This window comes from Streptomyces sp. HUAS ZL42, from assembly GCF_040782645.1.
Classification (GTDB): domain Bacteria; phylum Actinomycetota; class Actinomycetes; order Streptomycetales; family Streptomycetaceae; genus Streptomyces.
The window spans coordinates 6,649,203-6,669,690 of record NZ_CP160403.1; the positions used below are offsets into that span (position 1 = coordinate 6,649,203).

Consider the following 20,488-nt stretch of genomic DNA (forward strand, 5'->3'; position numbering starts at 1 on the left):
AGCTCCAATCACTTCCCATCTCGCGGGGGAGAGGGTTTAGTGTGTTGAAATTTTCAGTACTGGGCTGCATGGAAATAAAGCAGGGTCAAAAAACAGTTAAACTTGGTGGCGCGATTCAGCAAACACTTCTCGCCACTCTTCTGGTGACCGGCGGTTCGCTGGTCACCGTCGACTCCCTGATCATCGAACTCTGGGGGACCACCCCTCCGTCCAAGGTGGACAACGCGCTCCAGGCGCAGATCAGCAGGATCCGCAGGACGCTCAACGCGCTGGAGCCCGAGCGGGAGACCTCCCGGGTGGTCACCAGCATGTCGGGCTACGGCTTCTCCCTGGACCGCTCGGAACTCGACGCCCATGTCTTCCTGGACGCCGTGGAAGCGATCCACGCGCGACTGGCCCGAGGCATTTCGAACGACGCCTACGACGACATCGAGAGCCTGCGGAAGGCCCTAGCCCACTGGCAGGGCCCCATATTCGGCGGCCTCACCGGCGGCCCGCTCTGCCAGGCGGCGTCGGCCAAGTACCTGGAGGCCAGAAACTCGGCCCTGGCGCTGCTCTACGAGCTGGAACTGCGGGTGGGCGGCCATGAGCGCATTCTTCCCGAGCTGATGGAACTGCACTCCCGCAACCCGGTGCAGGAGCAGTTCTGCCTGCTCCTGATGCGTGCGCTGTACCGTTCCGGCCGGCAGCTCGACGCGCTGAACGTCTACCGCCAATGCCGGCACGACCTGGTGGAGACACTGGGTATTGAGCCATCACCTGTTCTTCGCCAATACGAACAGGCCATCCTCACCCACGATCCCATCCTGCTCAGCAACGAGCCGACCTGGCTGCCGGCACCACCCGCCGTCGCCATGGCCCCGGCCTGGTAGAAGCATGTCCGCAGCGGCGCCCGCGGCGCCGGGCCCCGTCCTGCTCGTCGTCGCCCACGGCAGCCGCGACCCGCGGCACGCCGCGACCGTCGGGGCCCTGCTGCGGCGCGTGCGCTCGCTGCGGCCCGGACTGCGGGTCACGGCCGCCTACCTGGACTTCGACACCCCGACCGTGCCGGACGCCCTGCGCGACCTGGCGGTGGAGGGGGTGGCCGACGTGGTGGCCCTGCCCCTGCTGCTGACCCGGGCCTTTCACGCCAAGATCGACCTGCCCGCCGTCCTGAGCGGTGCCGCCCGGCTTCACCTGCGGGTGCGACGGACCGCCGTACTCGGTCCCTCGCCGCTGCTGCACGCGGCCCTGGAACGACGGCTGCGCGAAGCCGGGCTCGGGCCCGCGGACCGACCGGTCACCGGCCTGGTGCTGGCGTCGGCGGGCTCCACCGATGCGGACGCCGTCGCGGGGATCGCCGACACCGCGCGGGAGTGGAGGAACACCGGCTGGGGTGCCGTGCGCCCCGCGGTCGCCTCCACCACCTGCCGCCCCGCCGGCACGCCCGACGTCCTCACCGCCGTACGGCAACTGCGCGCCGAGGGTGCACGGCGCGTCGCTGTGGCCCCCTACGTCATCGCCCCCGGCGTTCTGCCCGACCGGATCGCCCGCGAAGCCCGAACCGCCGGTGCCGACGTCCTGGCCCAAGTGCTGGGCGCCGCACCCGAACTGGCCCTTCTCGTGCTCCGACGCTACGACGAGGCACTGGCTCCGGGGACGGACCAGGGGGTGTCCGGTGGTTCGGACCGGCACCACGTCCGAGTGACGGCGCCTGATGACACGGCCGAGCGGGAGCGACGGGGGAACCGGGAGTGAGGCACCGCCTCCTGTCCGCGCCTTGATTCGCCGGGCGGCCGTGGGAGCGCGGGGATCGCATCCCGGGCGGGCGGGTGGCGGACGGTTCTGCCACGACGGCGTTCTCGATGCGGTGCGGCTGGGGGATGCCGGTATCGCCGTACCGGCGGGCGGCCATCGGGTCGGTGGCCGCCCGCGGGTGCGCGCGGCCGGCGTCGGATTCGCCGGTGCGGTACCGCTGCCGGGCCTGCGCCGGAGGCGAGCAGCACGCACCGGGGCGCGGTCACTCCGACGGGCGCTGCCGGGCGCGCCGGGGGCCGACGCGGAGGCCGTCGGGCCGTGTGGCCAGGCCGCGGCCGCGCAGCATCCACCGTTCCACCGGGGAGAAGACGACCAGGTCGACCGCGACGCCGACGGCGAGGACGAGGAGAATGGCGAGAAACACCCCGGGCATGTCGGAGTTGTTGCGGCCGTTCTCCAGCAACTGGCCGAGGCCGACGCCCAGATCGGGTGAGGAGACGATGATCTCGGCCGCCATCAGCGAGCGCCAGGAGAACGCCCAGCCCTGCTTCAGGCCCGCCACATAGCCGGGCAGAGCGGCCGGCAGCACGATGTGCCAGGTGCCCTTCAGGCCCGTCGCGCCCATGGTGCGGCCGGCCCGCAGCAGCAGCGGCGGCACCTGGTCCACGCCCGACAGCAGCCCGTTGGCGATGGACGGGACCGCGCCCAGCAGGATCACCGTGTACATCATCGAGTCGTCCAGGCCGAGCCAGATCACGGCCGGAGGCACCCAGGCCACCGAGGGCAGCGACTGCAGCCCCGACAGGACGGGTCCGATCGCCGTGCGCAGGGGCCGGAGCCGGGCGACCAGCAGACCGAGGGGGGTGCCCACGGCGAGCGCCAGCAGGAACCCGGCCAGGCCACGCGACACACTGGTCCAGATGACGTCGAAGAGGGTGCCCCGCAGCCACATGTCGGTGAGGCTGTGCCAGACCGCGGACGGCGGCGGCAGCTTGTAGTCGCTCGTCACGGCCGCCCACGCAAGGGACTGCCACACCGCGATCACGAGGGCGACGGCCAGCAGCGGCGGCAGCACCGTACGCAGCAGCACGTCCCGCACCGGAGTGCGCCGGGCCTGTTTCGTCTCCAGGGCGTCCAGCCCGGCTTCGAGACCTGCGAGGTCGGGGCCGTCCTCGGCGCTCGTCGTCTCAGTGCCGGCCATGGCGACGGATCTCCCCCCGCAGTTCCTCGGTGATCTCGACGGACAGCTCCGCCACGGCGGCGTCCTCGATGCGGCGCGGCTGGGGAATGCCGACACTCCACTGGCGGGCGATCCGGCCCGGCCGGGAGGACAGCAGCACCACCCGCTCGGCGAGCCGGACCGCCTCGCGCACGTTGTGCGTGACGAACAGGACGGACAGCCGCGTCTCCCGCCAGATCCGGGTCAGTTCGTCGTGCAGCACGTCCCGGGTGATCGCGTCCAGTGCCGCGAACGGCTCGTCCATCAGCAGCAGCCGACTCTCCTGCGCGAGGGCACGGGCCAGGGCGACGCGCTGGCGCATACCGCCGGACAGTTCGTGCACGCGCTTGCCGTACGCGCCCTTCAGCCGGACGAGTTCGAGGAGTTCCTCCGCCCTGTCGCGCCGCTCCGAGCGGGGAACGCCCCGCAACTTCAGCGCGAGTCCGACGTTCTTGCCGGCGGTCAGCCACGGGAAGAGGGCGTGCTCCTGGAACATCAGGGCCGGGCGGCCGTCGGTGGTGATGCTGCCCGCGCTGGGGGCGTCCAGGCCCGCCACAAGGCTGAGCAGGGTGGACTTGCCGCACCCGGAGGCGCCCAGGAGGGTGACGAACTCGCCGGGCGCGACATCGAGGGTGATGTCGTCCAGGACGAGCTGCTGCCCGGCGGGGCCCGCGAAGGACTTCGAGACGTGTGCGATCCGCGCGGCGGACGCGGCCGTCCCGGTGCCGTCGGCGGCCTTGGCGAGGGTCGTGGCCATGGTCGTCGCTCCTGGAGGTCGGGCGGATGACGGGGTCAGGGGGTGCCGAGCCCCGCGTCGGAGACCCACGGCAGTCCTCGGGTGCTCAGTACGCGGTTCAGCGGGCCGAGGTCGTAGATGCCGGCCGGCCTGGGGTGGTCGAGCAGCCCGGTGCGGGCGGCGCGCTCGGCCTGGACGCGCAGGGTGGCGGCCAGCGGGTCGTCCGTGAAGTGGACGCGGGGCCACGCGTGGTCGAGGACCGCGTCCGGCAGCGCCTTGCCGGTGAGGTCCTCGAGAGCGGCGTTGGCGGCTCGCGCGGCCTCGGCGGGGTGCGCCCGGATCCAGCGGTTGGTGGCGACGGTGCCGCGCAGGAAGGCCTCCACCACATCGGGATGCGCGGTGAGGAAGCTCTGCGACACGACGATGTTCGTGATCACGAACTTGCCGTCCGGCCACAGCGAGGACTCGTCGAGGAGGACCTCGGCGCCCTCGGCCACAAGCTTGGACGCGGTCGGTTCCGGCACCCAGGCGCCGTCCACGGAACCGGACTTGTAGGCGTCCGGGGTGATCCTGTTGTCGGTGCGGACGACCGTGACATCGCCCCGGCCGCTCTGCGCGTCGACCGTCCAGCCCTGCCGGGCGGCCCACTCGAGGAGCGCCACGTCCTGCGTGTTGCCGAGCTGCGGCGTCGCGATCCGCTTGCCCTTGACGTCCCGCACCGTCTTGATCTTCTCCGGATCGACCACCAGGCTGACGCCTCCCGACGCAGCCCCCGAGACGATCCTCAGATTGCGGCCGCCGGACTTCGTGTAGCCGTTGACCGCGGGGGAGGGGCCGATGAACCCGATGTCGACGGCTCCCGCGTTGAGCGCCTCGATCTCCGAGGGGCCGGCGTTGAAGGTGGCCGTCCGCAACCGGGTGCCGCCCAGCTCCCGCTGGAGCAGCCCCTCGCTGACGCCGATCAGGGCGGTCGCGTGGGTGAGATTGGGGAAGTAGCCGATCCGCACGGTGTCGGCGGAAAGCTTCCTGCCGTGCACGGCGGGCTGCCCGTCGTCCTCGGGTGCCAGGGAGCCGTAACCGCACGCGGTGAGCGTGCACAGCAGCAGCGCCACGAGGGCGGCGGTCACGCCGCGGGCCGTTGTCATCGGACGGCGCCCTCCGCCCGGCGGCGGCCGGCGCCACCGTGCGCCGTGAACGCCTCACCCGTCATGCCCGCGGTGCGGGTGGTGCCGTCCGACGGATCGATGAGAAGGAAGGAGCCGGTCCGGCGGGACACCGCGTAGAGGTCCGGCGCGACGGGCTCCGACGTGCGCAGCGTCGCCTGCCCGATGGCGTTCATGGGGAGTTCGGCCGGGTAAGGACGCAACGACAGGTCCGCCAGGCTGAGTTGGTGGGCGAGGTGGTCCACCACGGCTCTGACCGTGCGGGTGCCGTGTCTGAGCAGCACACGGTCACCGCGGCGCAGCGGACGCTCGTGCAGATGACAGAGGGTCGCTTCGACGACCCTGGTGGTGGCGGGCACATGCCGGCTGGGCACGATCAGGTCGCCGCGCGAGACGTCGAGGTCGTCGGTCAGCAGGAGCGTCACCGACTGCGGGGCACGGGCGAGATCCACGGGCCGGCCCAGCAGGTCGATTCCGGTGATCCGCGTGGTACGTCCGGACGGCAGGACGGTGACCTCGTCGCCGACCCGGAAGGTGCCGGCGGCGATCTGACCGGCGTAGCCGCGGTAGTCGGGATGCTCGGCGGACTGCGGCCGGATGACGTACTGCACGGGGAACCGGGCGTGACCGTGCGCCTCGTCCTGCCCGACCGGGAGGCTTTCCAGGTGCTCCAGGACCGTCGGGCCGTCGTACCAGTCCATGGCGGGCGACGGCGCCACGACGTTGTCGCCGGCGAGCGCCGAGACGGGGATCGCGGCGATCTCCGGGACGCCGAGGCCGGTCGCGTACGCCGTGAACTCCTCGGCGATCGCTGCGAACACCGACTCCCGGCGGTCGACGAGGTCCATCTTGTTGACGGCGAGGACGACGTGGGGCACGCGGAGGAGGGCGGCGATGGCGGCGTGGCGGCGGGTCTGTTCGACGACACCGTGGCGGGCGTCGACGAGGATGACGGTGAGCTCGGCGGTGGAGGCGCCGGTGACCATGTTCCGGGTGTACTGCACATGGCCCGGCGTGTCGGCCAGGATGAACCGGCGACGCGCGGTCGCGAAGTAGCGGTAGGCCACGTCGATGGTGATGCCCTGCTCCCGCTCGGCGCGCAGACCGTCCGTGAGGAGCGCGAGGTCGGGACCTTCCTGACCGCGGCCGGCGGAGGCGCGCTCCACGGCCTGCAGTTGGTCGGTGAGGACTGATTTGGAATCGTGGAGGAGGCGTCCGACGAGGGTGGACTTGCCGTCGTCGACGGAGCCGGCCGTCGCGAAGCGCAGGGTGTCGATGGTCGTGCTCATCCTCAGAAGTACCCCTCGCGCTTGCGGTCCTCCATCGCGGCCTCGGAAAGCTTGTCGTCGGCACGGGTGGCGCCGCGCTCGGTGAGCCGGGAGGCGGCGATCTCGGCGATGACCTGCTCCAGGGTCACCGCGTCCGAGTCGACGGCTCCGGTGCACGACATGTCTCCGACGGTCCGGTAGCGCACCTGGCGCTTCTCGACGGTCTCGCCGTTCCTGGGCCCGCCCCACTCGCCGGCGGTCAGCCACATGCCGCCCCGCCGGAACACCTCTCGCTCGTGGGCGAAATAGATCCCGGGCAGCTCGATGTTCTCGCGGGCGATGTACTGCCAGACGTCCAGCTCGGTCCAGTTGCTGAGCGGGAAGACGCGGACGTGCTCGCCGGGGGCGTGGCGGCCGTTGTACAGGTTCCACAGCTCGGGCCGCTGCCGGCGCGGGTCCCACTGGGAGAACTCGTCCCGCAGGGAGAACACCCGCTCCTTGGCGCGGGCCTTCTCCTCGTCGCGGCGCCCGCCGCCGAAGACCGCGTCGAACTTCTCCGACTGGATCCGCTCGGTGAGCGGGAGGGTCTGGAGCGGGTTGCGCGTCCCGTCAGGGCGTTCCCTGAGCACGCCGCGGTCGATGTAGTCCTCGACGGAGGCGACGTGGAGGCGCAGTCCGTGGGCGGCCACCACACGGTCGCGGTACTCCAGCACCTCGGGGAAGTTGTGTCCGGTGTCGACGTGCAGCAGCGAGAAGGGGATGGCGGCCGGGGCGAACGCCTTCAGCGCCAGGCGCAGCATGACGATGGAGTCCTTGCCGCCGGAGAAGAGGATCACCGGATTCTCGAACTCGCCCGCCACCTCACGGAAGATGTGCACCGCCTCGGACTCCAGCGCGTCCAGGTGCGACAGCGTGATCTCGTGGCGCGCGGACACCGTCGCCGTCCTGCCGGTTCCCTCGGTGATCGCGGTCATCCGTGCAGCCCACACTCGGTCTTGGCGCGGCCCGCCCAGCGGCCGGCGCGCGCGTCCTCGCCCGGACGGAGGCGGCGGGTGCAGGGGGCGCAGCCGATGGAGCCGTAACCGTCCGTCAGTAACGGATTGGTCAGTACGCCCTGTTCGGCGACGTACGCCTCCACGTCGTCCCGGGTCCAGCGGGCGATCGGGGAGATCTTGACCTTCCGGCGCTTCTCGTCCCAGCCGACGACCGGGATGTCCGCCCGGGTCGGGGAGTCTTCGCGGCGCAGTCCGGTCGCCCAGGCGTCGTAGCCGGCGAGGCCCTCTTCGAGGGGCCGGACCTTGCGGAGTTCGCAGCACAGGTCGGGATCGCGGTCGTGCAGCTTCGGCCCGTACCCGGCGTCCTGCTCGGCGACCGTCTGGCGCGGGGTGAGCGTGATGACGTTGACGTCCATCACGGCCTCGACCGCGTCCCGGGTGCCGATGGTCTCCGGGAAGTGGTAGCCGGTGTCGAGGAACACCACGTCCACGCCCTTGAGGACGCGGGACGCCAGATGGGCGACCACTGCGTCCTCCATCGAGGAGGTCACGCACCAGCGCCTGCCGAACGTGTCGGCGGCCCACCGCAGGATCTCCTGCGCGGAGGCGTCCTCCAGATCACGGCCCGCCTGCTCGGCGAGCGCCTTCAGAGCCCGTTTCTGCTGAGTCACCGTCATCCGGCTGTCCCTTCGTGGTACCGCCAGAGAATTCGGGAAGAATGGGGGGAATCACAAAGCGAAATATCGCGGCAGGCGCCTGCGGTGAACTCGAGGCCCGCGGCGCGAAAGAGATTATCAGCGGTGGCACATGGCGCGCTGACCGCTCGCTGACCCCTGGTCCGGGACCGGAGTCAGCGAGCCGCAAGCGTCTGATCAGCACTGAGTCAGTGGGCTCTTGGGATAGTGCCGGGTGTGAACAGGGGGACGCATCCGCCCTGGTGTGCGGCATCGAATTTTCCAGAAAACCGGCGAGACGCGTGCACAAGCGGGTCGCCGCGGAATCGGTGGCGCACGCGTCCGCGGCGGACCGCGAAACGTTGTTCCCGAAAGAGGAATGTACGAGACCGAAGGACAACTACGTGTCCGGGCCGAGTGCACCGGGAGAGGGACAACGAGACCGATGAGACTTCACAGGTTCCGACAACTCGCCTCCGCGCGGCGGGCGTTCCTCGGCCTGCTGGCGCTCGCGATGACCGCCGGCCTGCTGGCGGGGGGCGGCACCGCCGCGGCCGACGCACCCCGCCGGTGGACGTCCGCGTTCCGCGGGGTGGACGGCGTCGAGTACACCGCGACCAATCACCTGACGAAGGCGGCGAACGGCCCCGGCCGCAAGTGGCTGCTGGTCTGGGCCGGACCGGCCGGGCAGCCGGCCCCCGACTTCCTCGCCGTCGTCGACGCCACCCCCGGGTCGCCCACCTACGGCCAGGTCGCCAACACCGTCACCACGGGACCGGGCACCGGCAACGAGCCGCACCACCTGCAGTACATGTGGCACAAGGGCGACCGCATCTACGCCGGCGGCATCCTCTCCGACACCACGTACGTCTTCGACGCGACCGCCCTGCCTGCCCTGCGACTGGTCGGCGTCAACACTCCCGGCCAGACGCCCTGCGGCACGCTCCCCGACGCCTACCAGGTGCTCAGCGACGGCACCGCGTACGCCACGTACATGGGCGGTCCGGACGTGTCCGGGCCGTGCACCTACACCAACGGCGAGGTGCGCGTCGGCAACGGCGCCGCGGGGTCGCCCGGCGAGATCGTACGCATCGGCGAGGACGGCCGAACCCTCGCGGAGATACCGGCGGCAACCGAGGAGTCGGAGGACCCCGCGCAGTGCGGCAACGTGCCCGAGCTGCCCGCGTCCAGCTGCGCCAATCCGCACGGCATCGCCGTGCGCGAGGACCTCGACATCATGGTGGCCAGCGACTTCGCCGAGGCGCGCAACTTCATGACCCCCGAGTCGCCGCTGCGCGAGAACCTGGCCCGGCAGACGGTGCGGGTCTTCGACATCAAGGACCGCAACAACCCGCGGCTGATGTCCGTCTCCAAGGTGCACGACGGTCCGCGCGGCGCGCTGGAGAAGCGCCCGTTCTTCCGCGAGTCCCGTGTCGTCATGGAGGTCGCCACCACCAACCGGCCGGGAAACCGGGGAGCCTTCGTCTCCTCGATGGCCGGTGGCGCGGTCTTCTACACACCCGACATCACAGCCAAGAACCCCAAGTGGCGTGAGGTGTTCGACGACACCACCGCCTACCGGTCCTTCAACCGGGACCAGTCGGTCACCGGCGGGGGTGACAACTCCAGCTGGCTGGCGGTCAGTCCGGACGACCGCTACCTGTTCCACACCGTCATGGGCCAGTCCGTGCCCTACGGCGCACCTCTCGACGGCACCACCGGCATGCTCTACGTCCTCGACATCCGCAAGCTGCTCGCCGAGGGCAAGTCGACCCGTTGCTCCGTCGACCAGCTCAACGAGGCGTACGCCGGAGGAGCCGAGCGGGACTGTCCCGAACTGGCCGGCGTGGTGCCGATTCGGGACGTCACCTCCGGTGGCCCGCACTGGGGCACCATGGACATCTTCCGCCGCGGTGGCGGCGGCATGTACCAGGAGACGGACCAGGTACGCCGGATCGCCGTCGCCAACTACTTCGTCGCCGGCTCCTTCGGCGGCGGCGGCGACCACCGGGTGTGCATGTTCGACCTGAACAGCAAGGGCCGTCCGGTACTCGACCGCAGGTTCCGCGACGAGAACACGGGCAAGCCCTGCGTCGGCTTCGACCGCACGTCGTGGCCGCACGGCGAGTACGGGGACGCCCAGCCCCACGGTGTCATGTTCGCGGTGAGCGACCGCGCGCTGCGACCATGACGACCATCCTGCTCCAGGTGCCCGCGGCCGGTGACGACGACGGCCCCGGGCACCTGGTTCCATCCGTGTACGGCGCCTTCGTGGCGGGCGCCCTCGTGCTGAGCCTCGCGGCGGCGCTCGGGATCGTCCTGCTCCGCAAGGGCGTCCTGCGACGCCGGTCCGGCACCTCCGGCTACTTCGCGGGAGCCGTGGCGGTCGCCGTACTGGCCGCCACCGCGGTCGTGGTGTGGCCGGCCGGTCCGGAGCCCGCCGCCGGCGGGCGCGGCACGCCGCTGCTGAGCCGGATCCGGCTCGGCGGGTCGAGCGTGCCGGTGACGGTGGTCCCGAACCGGCCCGGCGTCAACCTCGTCGGCATCGGCGCGGCGGACGCCTCCGCGGGACCGGACCGGGGCCGGCTCACCGCGGGCCGCGCCCACGCCGGCAGCGCGCAGACGTGGGTGACCGTGCGGCTGCCGGCGGGGCGGAGCACCGTGTGGGTGTCGGCCCGGGGGACGACCTCGCCGGTGGCGGTCGACACCGGCGAGGACCGCGGCCGGACCCTGACGGCGCTGCGCGGCCCGGACGGCCCGGAGTGCGCCGCGGCCGCCGTCGGCGCCGTGCTCGCCGGCGACGACCGGCCGCTCGACGCCTGTCCCGCGGACCGGCTCGCCCCGGGCGACGCGGCCGCGCTGCGGTCCGTCGTGGACTTCCTGGCCGACCGCGGAGAGCGGGGCGTCGCCCTGGTCGGCGACGACTCGCCGCGCGCGGTCGCAGCGGCCGACGTGGTGCGCGCCGCGGCACGCCGGGCCGGCCTGGAGGTGACCCGGCCCGGGACGGCACGACATCCCCTGATCGTCGTCGCCGGCTGGGCGACCGGCGCCCAGGCGGTCGAGGGCGTGGCCGCAGGCCGGACCCCGGCGCAGGGCACCTACCTGGCGCCGTGGCTGCTGACCCCGTCGCTGCTGCAGCCCGCCGCGGGTCAGATCGTTCCGCTGCGGTACGCGCCCCGCGGTACCGAGGTCTCGGGCTACCTGAACGCCCTGAGCGAACGGCTCCCCGGCGAGCCGCCGGCCGCGGCCGGCTACGAGGCGTGGCAGCAGGCCCGCGGGACCACCGGCGACGCGCCGGTCAGGCTCTACGCCGTCGCGGTTCCGTACGTACCGGGCAGCGGCGGCTCCGGCCACGTCCATCACCTGAAGCGGGCCGACTGGCTGCCGGGCGGCATGATCATTCCCGTGGCGGCCCCCGGGAGGAGGACCGCCTGACTGCCGGACAACCCCGGCGACGGGGAGCGGCGACCCCGTCCGCTCCCCGTCGACCGTGATCGTCCCGGCCACGGAAGGAGCACCCAGATGACGGAGACGGACGCGACACCCGCGTCGGCGGCCGCCCGGTCGGCGGACCGGCGCACCGAGGGCCAGTGGGCCATGGGGGAGCGGGCCCCGCTGAACGCCAACGAGCAGTTCAAACAGCACGAGGACCCCCTGAAGGTCCGCGAGCGGATCGAACAGGTCTACTCCCGCACCGGGTTCTCCGGCATCGACCCGGACGACCTGCGCGGCCGGTTCCGCTGGTGGGGCCTGTACACCCAGCGCAAGCCGGGCATCGACGGCGGGCGCACCGCCGTCCTCGCCCCCGAGGAGCTGGAGGACGAGCACTTCATGCTGCGCGTGCGCGTCGACGGCGGCCGCCTCGACGCCGCTCAGCTGAGGACCGTCGCGGACGTCTCGATGCGGTTCGCGCGGAACACGGCCGACATCACCGACCGGCAGAACATCCAGCTGCACTGGGTCCGGATCGAGGACGTGCCCGCGATCTGGCGCCGGCTGGAGGCCGTGGGCCTGTCCACCACCGAGGCGTGCGGCGACTGTCCCCGGGTGATCGTCGGCAGCCCGGTGGCCGGCGTGGCCGCCGCCGAGGTGCTGGATGCCACCCCGGCCGTCGAGGAGATCGTGGCCCGGTACGTCGGCGACGCCTCGCTGTCCAACCTCCCGCGCAAGTTCAAGTCCGCCGTCTCCTGGCTGCCGGACGTCCCGTACCAGGTGAACGACGTCGCCTTCCTCGGTGTCGTGCACCCCGAACTCGGCCCCGGGTTCGGCCTCTGGGTGGGCGGTGGCCTGTCCACCCAGCCGATGCTCGCGCAGCCCGTCGGTGTGTGGGTGCCGCTCGCCGAGGTCCCGGAGGTGTGGGTGGCGGTCGCCCGGCTGTTCCGGGACTACGGCTACCGGCGGCTGCGGCACCGGGCACGACTGAAGTTCCTGGTCGCCGACTGGGGCGTCGAACGGTTCCGGGCGGTGCTGGAGGACGAGTACCTGCACCGGCGCCTCCTCGACGGCCCACCGCCGCTGCTGCCCGGCCTCCCCCTGGACCACATCGGCGTCCACCCGCAGCGGGACGGCCGGTCGTACGTGGGGGCCGCGCCGGTCGTCGGACGTCTGTCCGGCAGCCGGCTGGCCGCCCTCGCCGACGCCGCCGAGACACACGGGTCGGGGCGCGTTCGGCTGACGCCGTATCAGAAGCTGCTGGTGCTCGACGTGGTCGACCCCGAACCGCTCGTTCGCGAACTGCGCGGGCTCGGACTCGAGGCGGAGCCCTCGTCCTGGCGGCGCGACACCATGGCGTGCACCGGGATCGAGTACTGCAAGCTCGCCATCGTCGAGACCAAGGAGCGGGCCGCGGGCCTGGTGGCCGAACTGGAAAGGCGGTTCGACGGCTCGCCGGTGCGTCTCACCGTGAACGTCAACGGCTGCCCGAACTCCTGCGCGCGCACACAGGTGGCCGACATCGGGCTCAAGGGCCAGCTCGTCAACGGCCCGGACGGCAGCCAGGTGGAGGGCTTCCAGGTTCATCTGGGGGGCGGGCTGGCGCTCGCGCAGGACGAGCAGGGAGGATTCGGCAGGAAGCTGCGCGGTCTGAAGACGACCGCCGACGAACTCCCCGACTATGTCGACCGCCTCACCCGCCGGTATCTGGCGGGCCGGCACGGCGACACGGAGACCTTCGCCCAGTGGGCGGAACGGGCGCCCGACGAAGAACTCAGGTGACAGCGGCACGAAGAGGTCCGGCCCGGTGCGGAAGTGGTTTCCGCACCGGGCCGGACCTCTTGGCACCGGGCACCGTCGTCACCGCGACGACAGCACCGCCCGTACGGCGTCCCGGATGACGTCGACACTGCGGTCCACGTCCTCCTCGCCGGTCCGCCAGTTGACCACCGACACCCGCATCGCGGCCCGGCCCTGCCACACCGTGCCGCCGAACCAGCAGACCCCGCTGTCCTGAATCCGCGCGATCACCGCACGGGTCGTGGCGTCGTCGTCGGCGAAGCGCACCATCACCTGGTTGAGCACGACCTCGTTGAGCAGTGCCACGCCGGGCACCTCGGCGAGCCGGGCGGCGAACCGGGCCGTGAGGTCGCAGCACCGCTCGACCATGTCGGCGACGCCGGAACGGCCCAGGGTGCGCAGTGCGGCCCACACCGGCAGGCTCCGGGCGCGTCGTGAGAAGTCCGGCACCCACTCGATGGCGTCCCGCTCGCCCGGGGTGCCGGCCGGCAGGTATCCGGCACGCTCGTTGAGCATCGCGGCCCGGTGCGCCGTGGGATGCGCCACCACGACGATGCCGCAGTCGTAGGGGACGTTGAGCCACTTGTGGGCGTCCAGTGCCCAGGAGTCCGCCCGCTCGACCCCGGCCACCAGCGGACGCAGCCGGGGGCTGGCCGCCGCCCACAGCCCGAACGCGCCGTCGACGTGCACCCAGGCGCCGTACCGGTGAGCGATGTCGCAGATCTCCCCGACCGGGTCGACCGCACCGGAGTTGACGTCCCCGACCTGGGCACAGACGATGACCGGCCCGTCCAGCCGGTCCAGGAGGTCGGCCAGCGCGTCCGGCCGCATACGTCCCCGGGCATCGACCGGCACGTTGTGGATGCCGCCGCTGCCGAAGCCGAGGTAGCGGGCCGCCAGGTCGATGGTCATGTGGTGCTGCGCGCCGGCCACGAGGTGGACGCGCGGCGCCCCCGGCAGCCCGTCGCGCTCGACGTCCCAGCCCAGCCCGGCCAGCAGGTGGTGGCGGGCGGCGGCGAGCGAGGTCAGATGGGCCATGGTGCAGCCGGTCGGAAAGCCGACCGAGGAGTGCTCGGGCAGTCCGAGCAGCTCGAGCACCCACTGGGCGGCGACGTGTTCGGCGACGGCGATCGCCGGCGAGAGGTTGTAGAGGCTGGCGGTCTGGTCCCATGCGGCCACCAGCCAGTCCGCCGCGATCGCCACGGGCAGGGTGCCGCCGGTGACATAGCCGAAGTAGCGCGGCCCTGAGGCGGCGGGAATACCGCCTTCCGCGGCCGCGCGGCCCAGCAGGGTGATGGTGTCGGAGGCGTCCTGCGGCCCGGTCGGCAGCGGTCCGCCGAACATTTTCAGCAATTGTTCGGCATCTGCGGTGGCGCCCACCGGACGCCGGGCGAGACCTGCCAGGTATTCCGTCGCCTGGTGATATGCCAAGTCGAGTGGTGCCCTGTCCGCATTGGTCATGACATCACCGTATGGCTCATCCACTGACAAACGGCTGACCGTGGTGCACCAAGGCTTGGACGGCAATGCGCCCAGCGCGATATGACTTCTCGGGCGGCCCGACCGGCGGAGCGGAAGCCTCTGCCGGCCATCCGGTCGTCGCCGTCGTGCTGCCGTGACGGCGTTCTGCACCCGGTGTTCCACCGGGCCGACAGGAAGGCGTGAGGAAGGCAATGTCAGATGAGCAGACGCGCAAGGTTATCGACGAGTTCAACCGGGCGTTCCATGAACATGACCCCAGTATTCTGAAGGGTCTGCTCGCCGAGGACTGCGTCCTGGAGAATTCCGGCCCGGCACCGGACGGTTCACGGCACGAGGGCTATGCCGAGTGTCTTGATTTCTGGTCCGGCATCGCCGCCAACAAGGGCATCGAGTTCGAGCCCGAGGAGGTGTGGGTGGCAGGCGAGCGGGCCGTGTGCCGCTGGACCATGCGCTGGGGCTCGGGCCCGCGGGACTTCGTGCGGGGGGTCAACGTGACCCGCCTGCAGGGCGGTCTGATCGTGGAGAGCTTCGGCTACGTCAAGGGCTGACCGCCCGCGGACATGCCGACCGGGCGGGTGCCGAGAACGTACGGCACCCGCCCGGTCGTGTCCTTGCGACTTGTTCCGCCGAACAGGTTCTAGTCCAGCTGGGACACGACCATGACGCAGTCCTCCAGGGCCTTGGTGGCGTGGCCCTTGCCCTGGGTGTCCTCCACCAGTTGTGTGTTGCCGGGGGAGAAGGTGCGTGTCTCGCCGTCGCTGACGCTGCACTCCAGTGAGCCGCTGATGAGGGTCATGATCTGGCGGCGGGGCGCCGGGTGGAAGTCCCCCTCGTATCCGGCCGGCAGGAAGAGGTAGACGACCTGCTTGGCCGGCACCCCGTCCGAGACGTAGATGGGCGGAGCGGGCGGAGCGAAGTTGGCCGCCGTCACCTCCAGGGTCTCCTCGATGAAGTGCGATTCCCCCTTCTCGTCGTTGTACAGCCGCGACACGGGTATTTTGCGGGACTCAGCGCTCACCGGAAATCTCCTCGTTGGTGAATCCTCAGGCAGTCGCGCCGCATGATGCACGGGCGCGCACCGGCTTTGTCGCCACACTATTCCAGGCGTCGCTGATGCCCTCCTGATATCACCGGCCGAGGAATCTTCGTTCCTCTCAGGCTTTTATCAGGGGCGTGTCAGGACGGGTGTGCCAGGATATGAGCAACGAAAGGCGAGGAGAGGTACCCAAAGCGGCCGAATGGGGTCCGGTGGGGTATTCATCGGTCGGGCTCTGCCCACGCAGGTTCGAATCCTGCCCTCTCCGCCGGCGCACACCTAGGCACGCGCATCCCGGATTTCTCCGGGTGCGCGTGTCTTTGGCGTGACAGCCGCGTGGGAACGGGCCTTCAGATCGCCCGTCAGCGCACCGCCTCCGATCCAGGTGCCCATGGATTCCCGTCGACGGTGCCTCATTCACCCACCATCCGGCGTGATGCGAACCAGCGTCGAATCCCAATAGATTGGAGAAGGCGTGCCCAGCAACAACACCGCCCTGTACGCGAGCCGCCCGTCCGGACACGCGGAGATCGTGGACGAGATCTCTTCCTGGCTGACGGTCTCCGCGGAGGAGATCGACGTCAGGCACCAGCGCGACCGCGGGCGCGTGGTCGCGGCCGTGACGGATCTGAACGAGGCGGCGGCCGCCGGCGACGCCGGCGCCCATTACCACCAGCAGCTGCTGCTGTCGCGCATCTACCAGACCGTCATGCGGATCCCCGAACGGCCCACCGCCGAGGGCTCCGTGGTGCTGCACGAGGTCACCCGCCTGCTGGAGAGTGCCACCACGGCGGCCGAGGACCTCAGGATCGAACCGGGCACCCTGGAGGAAGCCCCGGGCGATCCCAGGCAGTTCATGTCCTGGCTGAAGGGACTGGTGCGCACCCACCGCGCGTACAAGCACCCGTACTACACCGAGTTCATCAATCGCGAGGCCGAGCGCGAGGACCTGCGCACCTACGTCATCCAGGAGTCCCTCGTCGACGGCCGCTTCGACGACTTCCTCGCGATGATGCAGGTGGGCACCGCCGGCGCGAGCAAGATGGAGATCGCCAACAACTACTGGGACGAGATGGGCAACGGCGATCCCGACGAGGTCCACACCCATCTCTTCAACAAGATCTACGAGGTGTTCGACGTCCGCGAGGAGGACCTGGAAGGGGCGATGACCGCGACCGACCTGCTGTCCGGCAACCTGGCGGTCCTGCTGTGCCGTTACCGCCACCTCTACCCGGAGGCGGTCGGCTTCCTCGGCATGACCGAATGGCTGGCCCCCGACCGGTTCCGCAACGTGGTGCGGGCCTGGGAGCGGCTGGGGCTGCCCGAGGTCGGCATCACCTACCACAAGCTGCACATCACCATCGACTCGCAGCACGCCGCGGGCTGGTTCCACAACGTGGTGATACCGACCGCGGACTCGCCCTACATGCGGCGCGGCATCGCCCGCGGCGCCCTGTGGCGGGTCAACTCCTCGGCGCGGCACCTCGACGAGCGGCTCTCCCGGGCCCGGTCGTCCGCCGAGCGCACCCCCGTCGGCGCGGGCTGACCGGCGGGGAGGCCGACGTGCCCCTGCCCGAGCCGGGATTCGTACTCGTCGATCTGCCACCGGTGCCCCCGGCACTGGCGGACAGTTACGCGGCACTGCCGCAGGCCGGCGGCGCGTGCCGCCACGGACAGGTCCTGGTGAGCATGTCGTGGACGGCCGACGACGACTGGTTCTTCGAGGTGGACACGGCCCGGGCAGCGGCCGGCCGGCGGGCTCTCGCCGGCCGGCCGTTCACCTCCGCCCTGGCCACGCTGCTGCGGCGCCTGCTGCGTGGACCGTGGCTGCACACCGGCACGGACTGGCGGGTCGAGACCCACCAGTTGCGTACGCTCGTGGCGCCCGGCGCGCCGATCCGTGCCGCCCTGCCGCGGCTGGACGCCGGTGAGCTCGTCCTGTTCGCCGTGGTGCGTCAGGAGGGCGCCACGGGCGGCGGGCCGCGGCTGGTCCGCGCCGACGGTGCCGGGCCGGACCGGGAGGCCGCGCTCCCGCCGGGGCGGGCGCTGCTGGCCGACCGCAGGGCCGTCGCCCCCGAGGTACGGGAGCTGCGGGCGACCGGCCCGCAGCCGGGCGTGCAGGATCTCCTGGTCTGCCTGGTGTCCCGGCAGCGGGCGGGAACGGCCTCCGCGGCCTGAGCGGCCCGGTGCACCGGCCGCCGCGGCACCAGCACCGTTCCACCCGCGCCGTGACACACCTTCCGAGGAACACGTCCGGGGCCCGTCCGCACAGGACGGGCCCCGGACTTCGTCGGCCGGAGAGCTACGCCGGACCCTCGTCCGCCGCCGCGCGCAGCATCTCCTCCAGCTCGGCAAGACCGGCGTCGGCCGCCCGCGCGGCCCCCAGGTCGTCCGGCGCGTCCGCGCACGCCGTGAACAACTCGACGACCTTCCTGCCCTGGGTCTCGATCTCCTCGGACACGGGTCACCTCGACATTCTGTGAAGGCCGGCCACGGCCGGAGTGAGGGCGCGGACCGCGCCCGGCGGTCAGACGGCGTTGCAGGCGCGGAAGACGTGCACCAGGGCGGGCAGACTCGCCCGGTGCTGGAAGGCGATGTACTCGGGCAGCACGACGCTCGGCGCCCACTTCTCCTTGTAGTCGAGCTGGGTGCGGGCCGGATAGATGTGCGCGCCGTGCTCCCACAGGTGGTTCATGAACCAGTGGAAAGCCCTGCTGTACCCGGGAAACTGAGGTGCCGTCAGCGAAGTGAACGGCGTGAACCCGAAGTGCAGCCAGTTCGCGCCCTCGGCCCGGAAGACGTCGATGGCGGTCTTGTTCACCGCCTCCATCACCCCGGGCGGGGCGTCCGGCAGCCGCCTGCTGAGGTCGTGCATCCACCCCGCCCGCGAGCCGTACACCGGCGCGTACGACACGTAGCCGATGAGCTCGCCCTCGCGCTCCGCGACGAACAGCCGCCGCAGCTCCTGGTAGCGGCCGCCGGTCTGGCCCACCAGGAACTCCAGGGGTTTCACGCCCTCGCCCTTCGTGCCCAGCCAGGCCCGGTCCAGCGCCCGTACGGCCTGCTCCCACTCGCCGAACGGCGCCTCGTAGATCTTCAGGCCGGAGCGCAGCGCCCGTGAGATCTTGTTGCGCAGCTGCATGAACCGGGTGCCGGCCAAGGTGAACGACTCCAGGTCCACGACGTAGGAGGCGCCCATCTGGTTGACGGTGAAACCCTGGGCGACGTAGATGTCGCCGTCCTTCGCCTGCAGTTGGACGGAGACGATCTCGCGGCCCTGCTCGGCGGCGAGTCCGACGAAGGCGGCGAGCAGCCGCGACCGGCTCTCGGCCGGCGCGAACGGCCCCCCGAACTGCACGAGGTAACGGCCCACCGGCCGATAGACGATCACGCCGGGCGTGTCGGGGAGCCGGAAATAGCTGTTTCCCTCGTTGAACGCGAAATACGCACTCGGATTGTCCGAGTCCGGATAGCGCTGGATCGCGTCGAGCGCGATGTCCGTCTCCGGAATTGTCCCGGTCATTGTGAGATCCGTTCTCGCTCGCCGGTCATGTCCGCGACTATTGGTTATCGCATTTCCCGCGCCCGACCACAAGAGCGCCCCCCGCTCTGGTCAGCAGAGGGTCAGTCGTGTGTCAGCGGCAGAACGGCGAACGCCGGGTCAGGGGAGCGTCAGGGAAGAGTCAGGCGGGAGGTGCCAGACTTCTTGCCGAATGCGCGGGATTCCGTTCCGGGTTTATTTGCAGCGGGCCCGCCCGAGTATTCCTCAGCGTTCGAGGAGAATTTCTGCAATGCGTTCCCTGACGGCAGCGACAGAGGTTTGCGAACGATTCCATCCAGGGCTGCTCGCAGCCCTGGAAGAGCTTCCGCTCATGGCGCGGGAGGCCCCGGACAGCCCGGTCGTCGAGGCGTACCGCCGACACGGTGGGCCCGGCCTGCTGGTCCCCGCCGAGTACGGGGGCGGTGCCGCGGGTCCGCTGGACGCCGTTCGGGTGCAGCGGGCCATCGCCTCGGCCTCGCCGTCCCTCGGCGTCGCCACCGTGATGCACCACTTCACCGTCGCCATGCTCTTCCGGCTGGCCGCGACCGCCGAGCGGCTCACACCCGCCCAGCTCAAGGTACTCACCGCGGTGGCCGGCGACGGACTGCTGCTCGCCTCCGGGTGGGCGGAGGGCCGTACCGACCAGAACATCCTCGCCCCGGCCGTGGTGGCACTGCGCACCGCGACCGGCTACCGGGTCAACGGTGCGAAGAAGCCGTGCAGCCTCTCCCGTTCCATGGACGTGCTGACCGCCAGCGTCATGGTCACGGACGACGACGGCCGGGCCGCTCTCGCCCTGATGCTCATACCCGCATCCTCACCGGGCATCGAGACCGTGCCGTTCTGGGCGACCCCCGTGCTCGCGGCCGCGCAGAGCGACGAGGTCCGGCTGACCGACGTCTACGTCCCCGAGGACCTGGTCATCCACAGCACCCCCGAGGACCACGACCGGCTCGACGACCTGCAGACGGCCGGCTTCACCTGGTTCGAACTGCTCGCCACGTCCTCCTACACGGGGGCCGCCTCCGCCCTGGTGGCGCAGGTGCTCGCCGGGGACCGGGGCAGCGCCCAGGACCGCGCCGCCCTGGCGGTCCGGCTCGAGGCGGCGGTCGGCCTGGTGGAGGGCACCGCCCGCGCCCTGGCGGACGGGCTGGACGGCGACGAGGCGGTGGCCGCCGTGCTCACCGCCCGCTACGCGACGCAGGACCTGCTCGCCGCCACGGTCGACCAGGCCGTGGAGATGCTCGGCGGAATGGCGTTCATCCGCTCGCCCGAGGTGGCCCACCTGGCCGCGACGGTCCGGGCGCTCGCCTTCCACCCGCCCTCGCGCTCGAGCGTGGCGACGGAACTGGCCGAGTACTTCGCCGGCGGCCCCCTGCGCCTGTCCTGACCCCGCAGCCATCGG

General features: G+C 71.4%; 19 protein-coding genes and 1 tRNA gene. 10 read left to right on the forward strand and 10 right to left on the reverse strand.

The window, feature by feature from the left end:
- Window positions 1-68: 68 nt before the first annotated feature.
- Both ABZO29_RS30305 and ABZO29_RS30310 read left to right on the forward strand, forming a co-directional pair.
- Window positions 69-872, forward strand: a complete 804-nt coding sequence (locus ABZO29_RS30305; RefSeq protein WP_367323337.1) for a BTAD domain-containing putative transcriptional regulator — start codon at window positions 69-71, stop codon at window positions 870-872.
- A gap of 4 nt (window positions 873-876) precedes the next feature.
- Complete coding sequence (locus tag ABZO29_RS30310; RefSeq protein ID WP_367323338.1) at window positions 877-1,737, forward strand: sirohydrochlorin chelatase; 861 nt, start codon at window positions 877-879, stop codon at window positions 1,735-1,737.
- 262 nt (window positions 1,738-1,999) lie between these two features.
- On the opposite strand, the gene ABZO29_RS30315 is transcribed toward ABZO29_RS30310, so the two are convergent.
- The 6 genes from ABZO29_RS30315 to ABZO29_RS30340 are packed head-to-tail and all read right to left on the reverse strand — an operon-like array spanning window position 2,000 to window position 7,795.
- Entirely contained in the window at window positions 2,000-2,938 is a 939-nt protein-coding gene (locus ABZO29_RS30315) for an ABC transporter permease (RefSeq protein WP_367323339.1), read from the reverse strand.
- Entirely contained in the window at window positions 2,925-3,713 is a 789-nt protein-coding gene (locus tag ABZO29_RS30320; protein ID WP_367323340.1) for an ABC transporter ATP-binding protein, read from the reverse strand. Before ABZO29_RS30320 ends, ABZO29_RS30315 begins: the two co-directional genes overlap by 14 nt.
- A gap of 35 nt (window positions 3,714-3,748) precedes the next feature.
- Window positions 3,749-4,837, reverse strand: coding sequence for an ABC transporter substrate-binding protein (locus ABZO29_RS30325; protein ID WP_367323341.1), 1,089 nt, complete (start codon window positions 4,835-4,837; stop codon window positions 3,749-3,751).
- Complete coding sequence (locus ABZO29_RS30330; RefSeq protein ID WP_367323342.1) at window positions 4,834-6,144, reverse strand: sulfate adenylyltransferase subunit 1; 1,311 nt, start codon at window positions 6,142-6,144, stop codon at window positions 4,834-4,836. Before ABZO29_RS30330 ends, ABZO29_RS30325 begins: the two co-directional genes overlap by 4 nt.
- 2 nt (window positions 6,145-6,146) lie before the next feature.
- Window positions 6,147-7,097 (reverse strand): sulfate adenylyltransferase subunit CysD, encoded by a 951-nt coding sequence (gene cysD / locus ABZO29_RS30335; protein WP_367323343.1) that lies wholly within the window; start codon window positions 7,095-7,097, stop codon window positions 6,147-6,149.
- Window positions 7,094-7,795, reverse strand: coding sequence for a phosphoadenylyl-sulfate reductase (locus ABZO29_RS30340; RefSeq protein WP_367323344.1), 702 nt, complete (start codon window positions 7,793-7,795; stop codon window positions 7,094-7,096). The genes cysD and ABZO29_RS30340 overlap by 4 nt, the downstream gene beginning before the upstream one ends.
- A gap of 442 nt (window positions 7,796-8,237) precedes the next feature.
- On the opposite strand from ABZO29_RS30340, the gene ABZO29_RS30345 reads away from it, so the two are divergent.
- The 3 genes from ABZO29_RS30345 to ABZO29_RS30355 all read left to right on the forward strand — a co-directional run bounded on the left by ABZO29_RS30345 (window position 8,238) and on the right by ABZO29_RS30355 (window position 13,006).
- Complete coding sequence (locus tag ABZO29_RS30345; RefSeq protein ID WP_367323345.1) at window positions 8,238-9,983, forward strand: hypothetical protein; 1,746 nt, start codon at window positions 8,238-8,240, stop codon at window positions 9,981-9,983.
- Window positions 9,980-11,227, forward strand: a complete 1,248-nt coding sequence (locus ABZO29_RS30350) for a hypothetical protein (protein ID WP_367323346.1) — start codon at window positions 9,980-9,982, stop codon at window positions 11,225-11,227. The genes ABZO29_RS30345 and ABZO29_RS30350 overlap by 4 nt, the downstream gene beginning before the upstream one ends.
- Window positions 11,228-11,314: 87 nt before the next feature.
- Entirely contained in the window at window positions 11,315-13,006 is a 1,692-nt protein-coding gene (locus tag ABZO29_RS30355; RefSeq protein WP_367323347.1) for a nitrite/sulfite reductase, read from the forward strand.
- Window positions 13,007-13,084: 78 nt separating this feature from the next.
- Here the strand turns inward: ABZO29_RS30355 and ABZO29_RS30360 are convergent, their stop codons facing one another.
- On the reverse strand, window positions 13,085-14,485 hold the full coding sequence (locus tag ABZO29_RS30360) for an aspartate aminotransferase family protein (protein WP_367323348.1): 1,401 nt from the start codon (window positions 14,483-14,485) through the stop codon (window positions 13,085-13,087).
- 212 nt (window positions 14,486-14,697) lie between these two features.
- Here ABZO29_RS30360 and ABZO29_RS30365 point away from each other — a divergent pair, with 212 nt between their 5' ends.
- Complete coding sequence (locus tag ABZO29_RS30365; RefSeq protein ID WP_367323349.1) at window positions 14,698-15,054, forward strand: nuclear transport factor 2 family protein; 357 nt, start codon at window positions 14,698-14,700, stop codon at window positions 15,052-15,054.
- 89 nt (window positions 15,055-15,143) lie between these two features.
- Here ABZO29_RS30365 and ABZO29_RS30370 read toward each other — a convergent pair whose 3' ends face one another.
- Window positions 15,144-15,524, reverse strand: coding sequence for a hypothetical protein (locus ABZO29_RS30370; protein WP_367323350.1), 381 nt, complete (start codon window positions 15,522-15,524; stop codon window positions 15,144-15,146).
- 197 nt (window positions 15,525-15,721) lie between these two features.
- Between ABZO29_RS30370 and ABZO29_RS30375 the strand changes: the two genes are divergently transcribed.
- From ABZO29_RS30375 to ABZO29_RS30385, 3 genes are all read left to right on the forward strand, one after another.
- A tRNA-OTHER gene (locus ABZO29_RS30375) sits at window positions 15,722-15,810 on the forward strand.
- A gap of 207 nt (window positions 15,811-16,017) precedes the next feature.
- Entirely contained in the window at window positions 16,018-17,088 is a 1,071-nt protein-coding gene (locus ABZO29_RS30380; protein ID WP_367323351.1) for an iron-containing redox enzyme family protein, read from the forward strand.
- Between the two features lie 17 nt (window positions 17,089-17,105).
- Window positions 17,106-17,720, forward strand: a complete 615-nt coding sequence (locus tag ABZO29_RS30385; RefSeq protein ID WP_367323352.1) for a 2OG-Fe dioxygenase family protein — start codon at window positions 17,106-17,108, stop codon at window positions 17,718-17,720.
- Window positions 17,721-17,844: 124 nt separating this feature from the next.
- Here ABZO29_RS30385 and ABZO29_RS30390 read toward each other — a convergent pair whose 3' ends face one another.
- Window positions 17,845-18,003, reverse strand: a complete 159-nt coding sequence (locus ABZO29_RS30390) for a hypothetical protein (protein WP_367323353.1) — start codon at window positions 18,001-18,003, stop codon at window positions 17,845-17,847.
- Between the two features lie 66 nt (window positions 18,004-18,069).
- Window positions 18,070-19,065, reverse strand: coding sequence for a bifunctional lysylphosphatidylglycerol flippase/synthetase MprF (locus tag ABZO29_RS30395; RefSeq protein ID WP_367323354.1), 996 nt, complete (start codon window positions 19,063-19,065; stop codon window positions 18,070-18,072).
- Between the two features lie 268 nt (window positions 19,066-19,333).
- Here ABZO29_RS30395 and ABZO29_RS30400 point away from each other — a divergent pair, with 268 nt between their 5' ends.
- Window positions 19,334-20,473, forward strand: coding sequence for an acyl-CoA dehydrogenase family protein (locus ABZO29_RS30400; RefSeq protein ID WP_367323355.1), 1,140 nt, complete (start codon window positions 19,334-19,336; stop codon window positions 20,471-20,473).
- Window positions 20,474-20,488 lie beyond the last annotated feature (15 nt).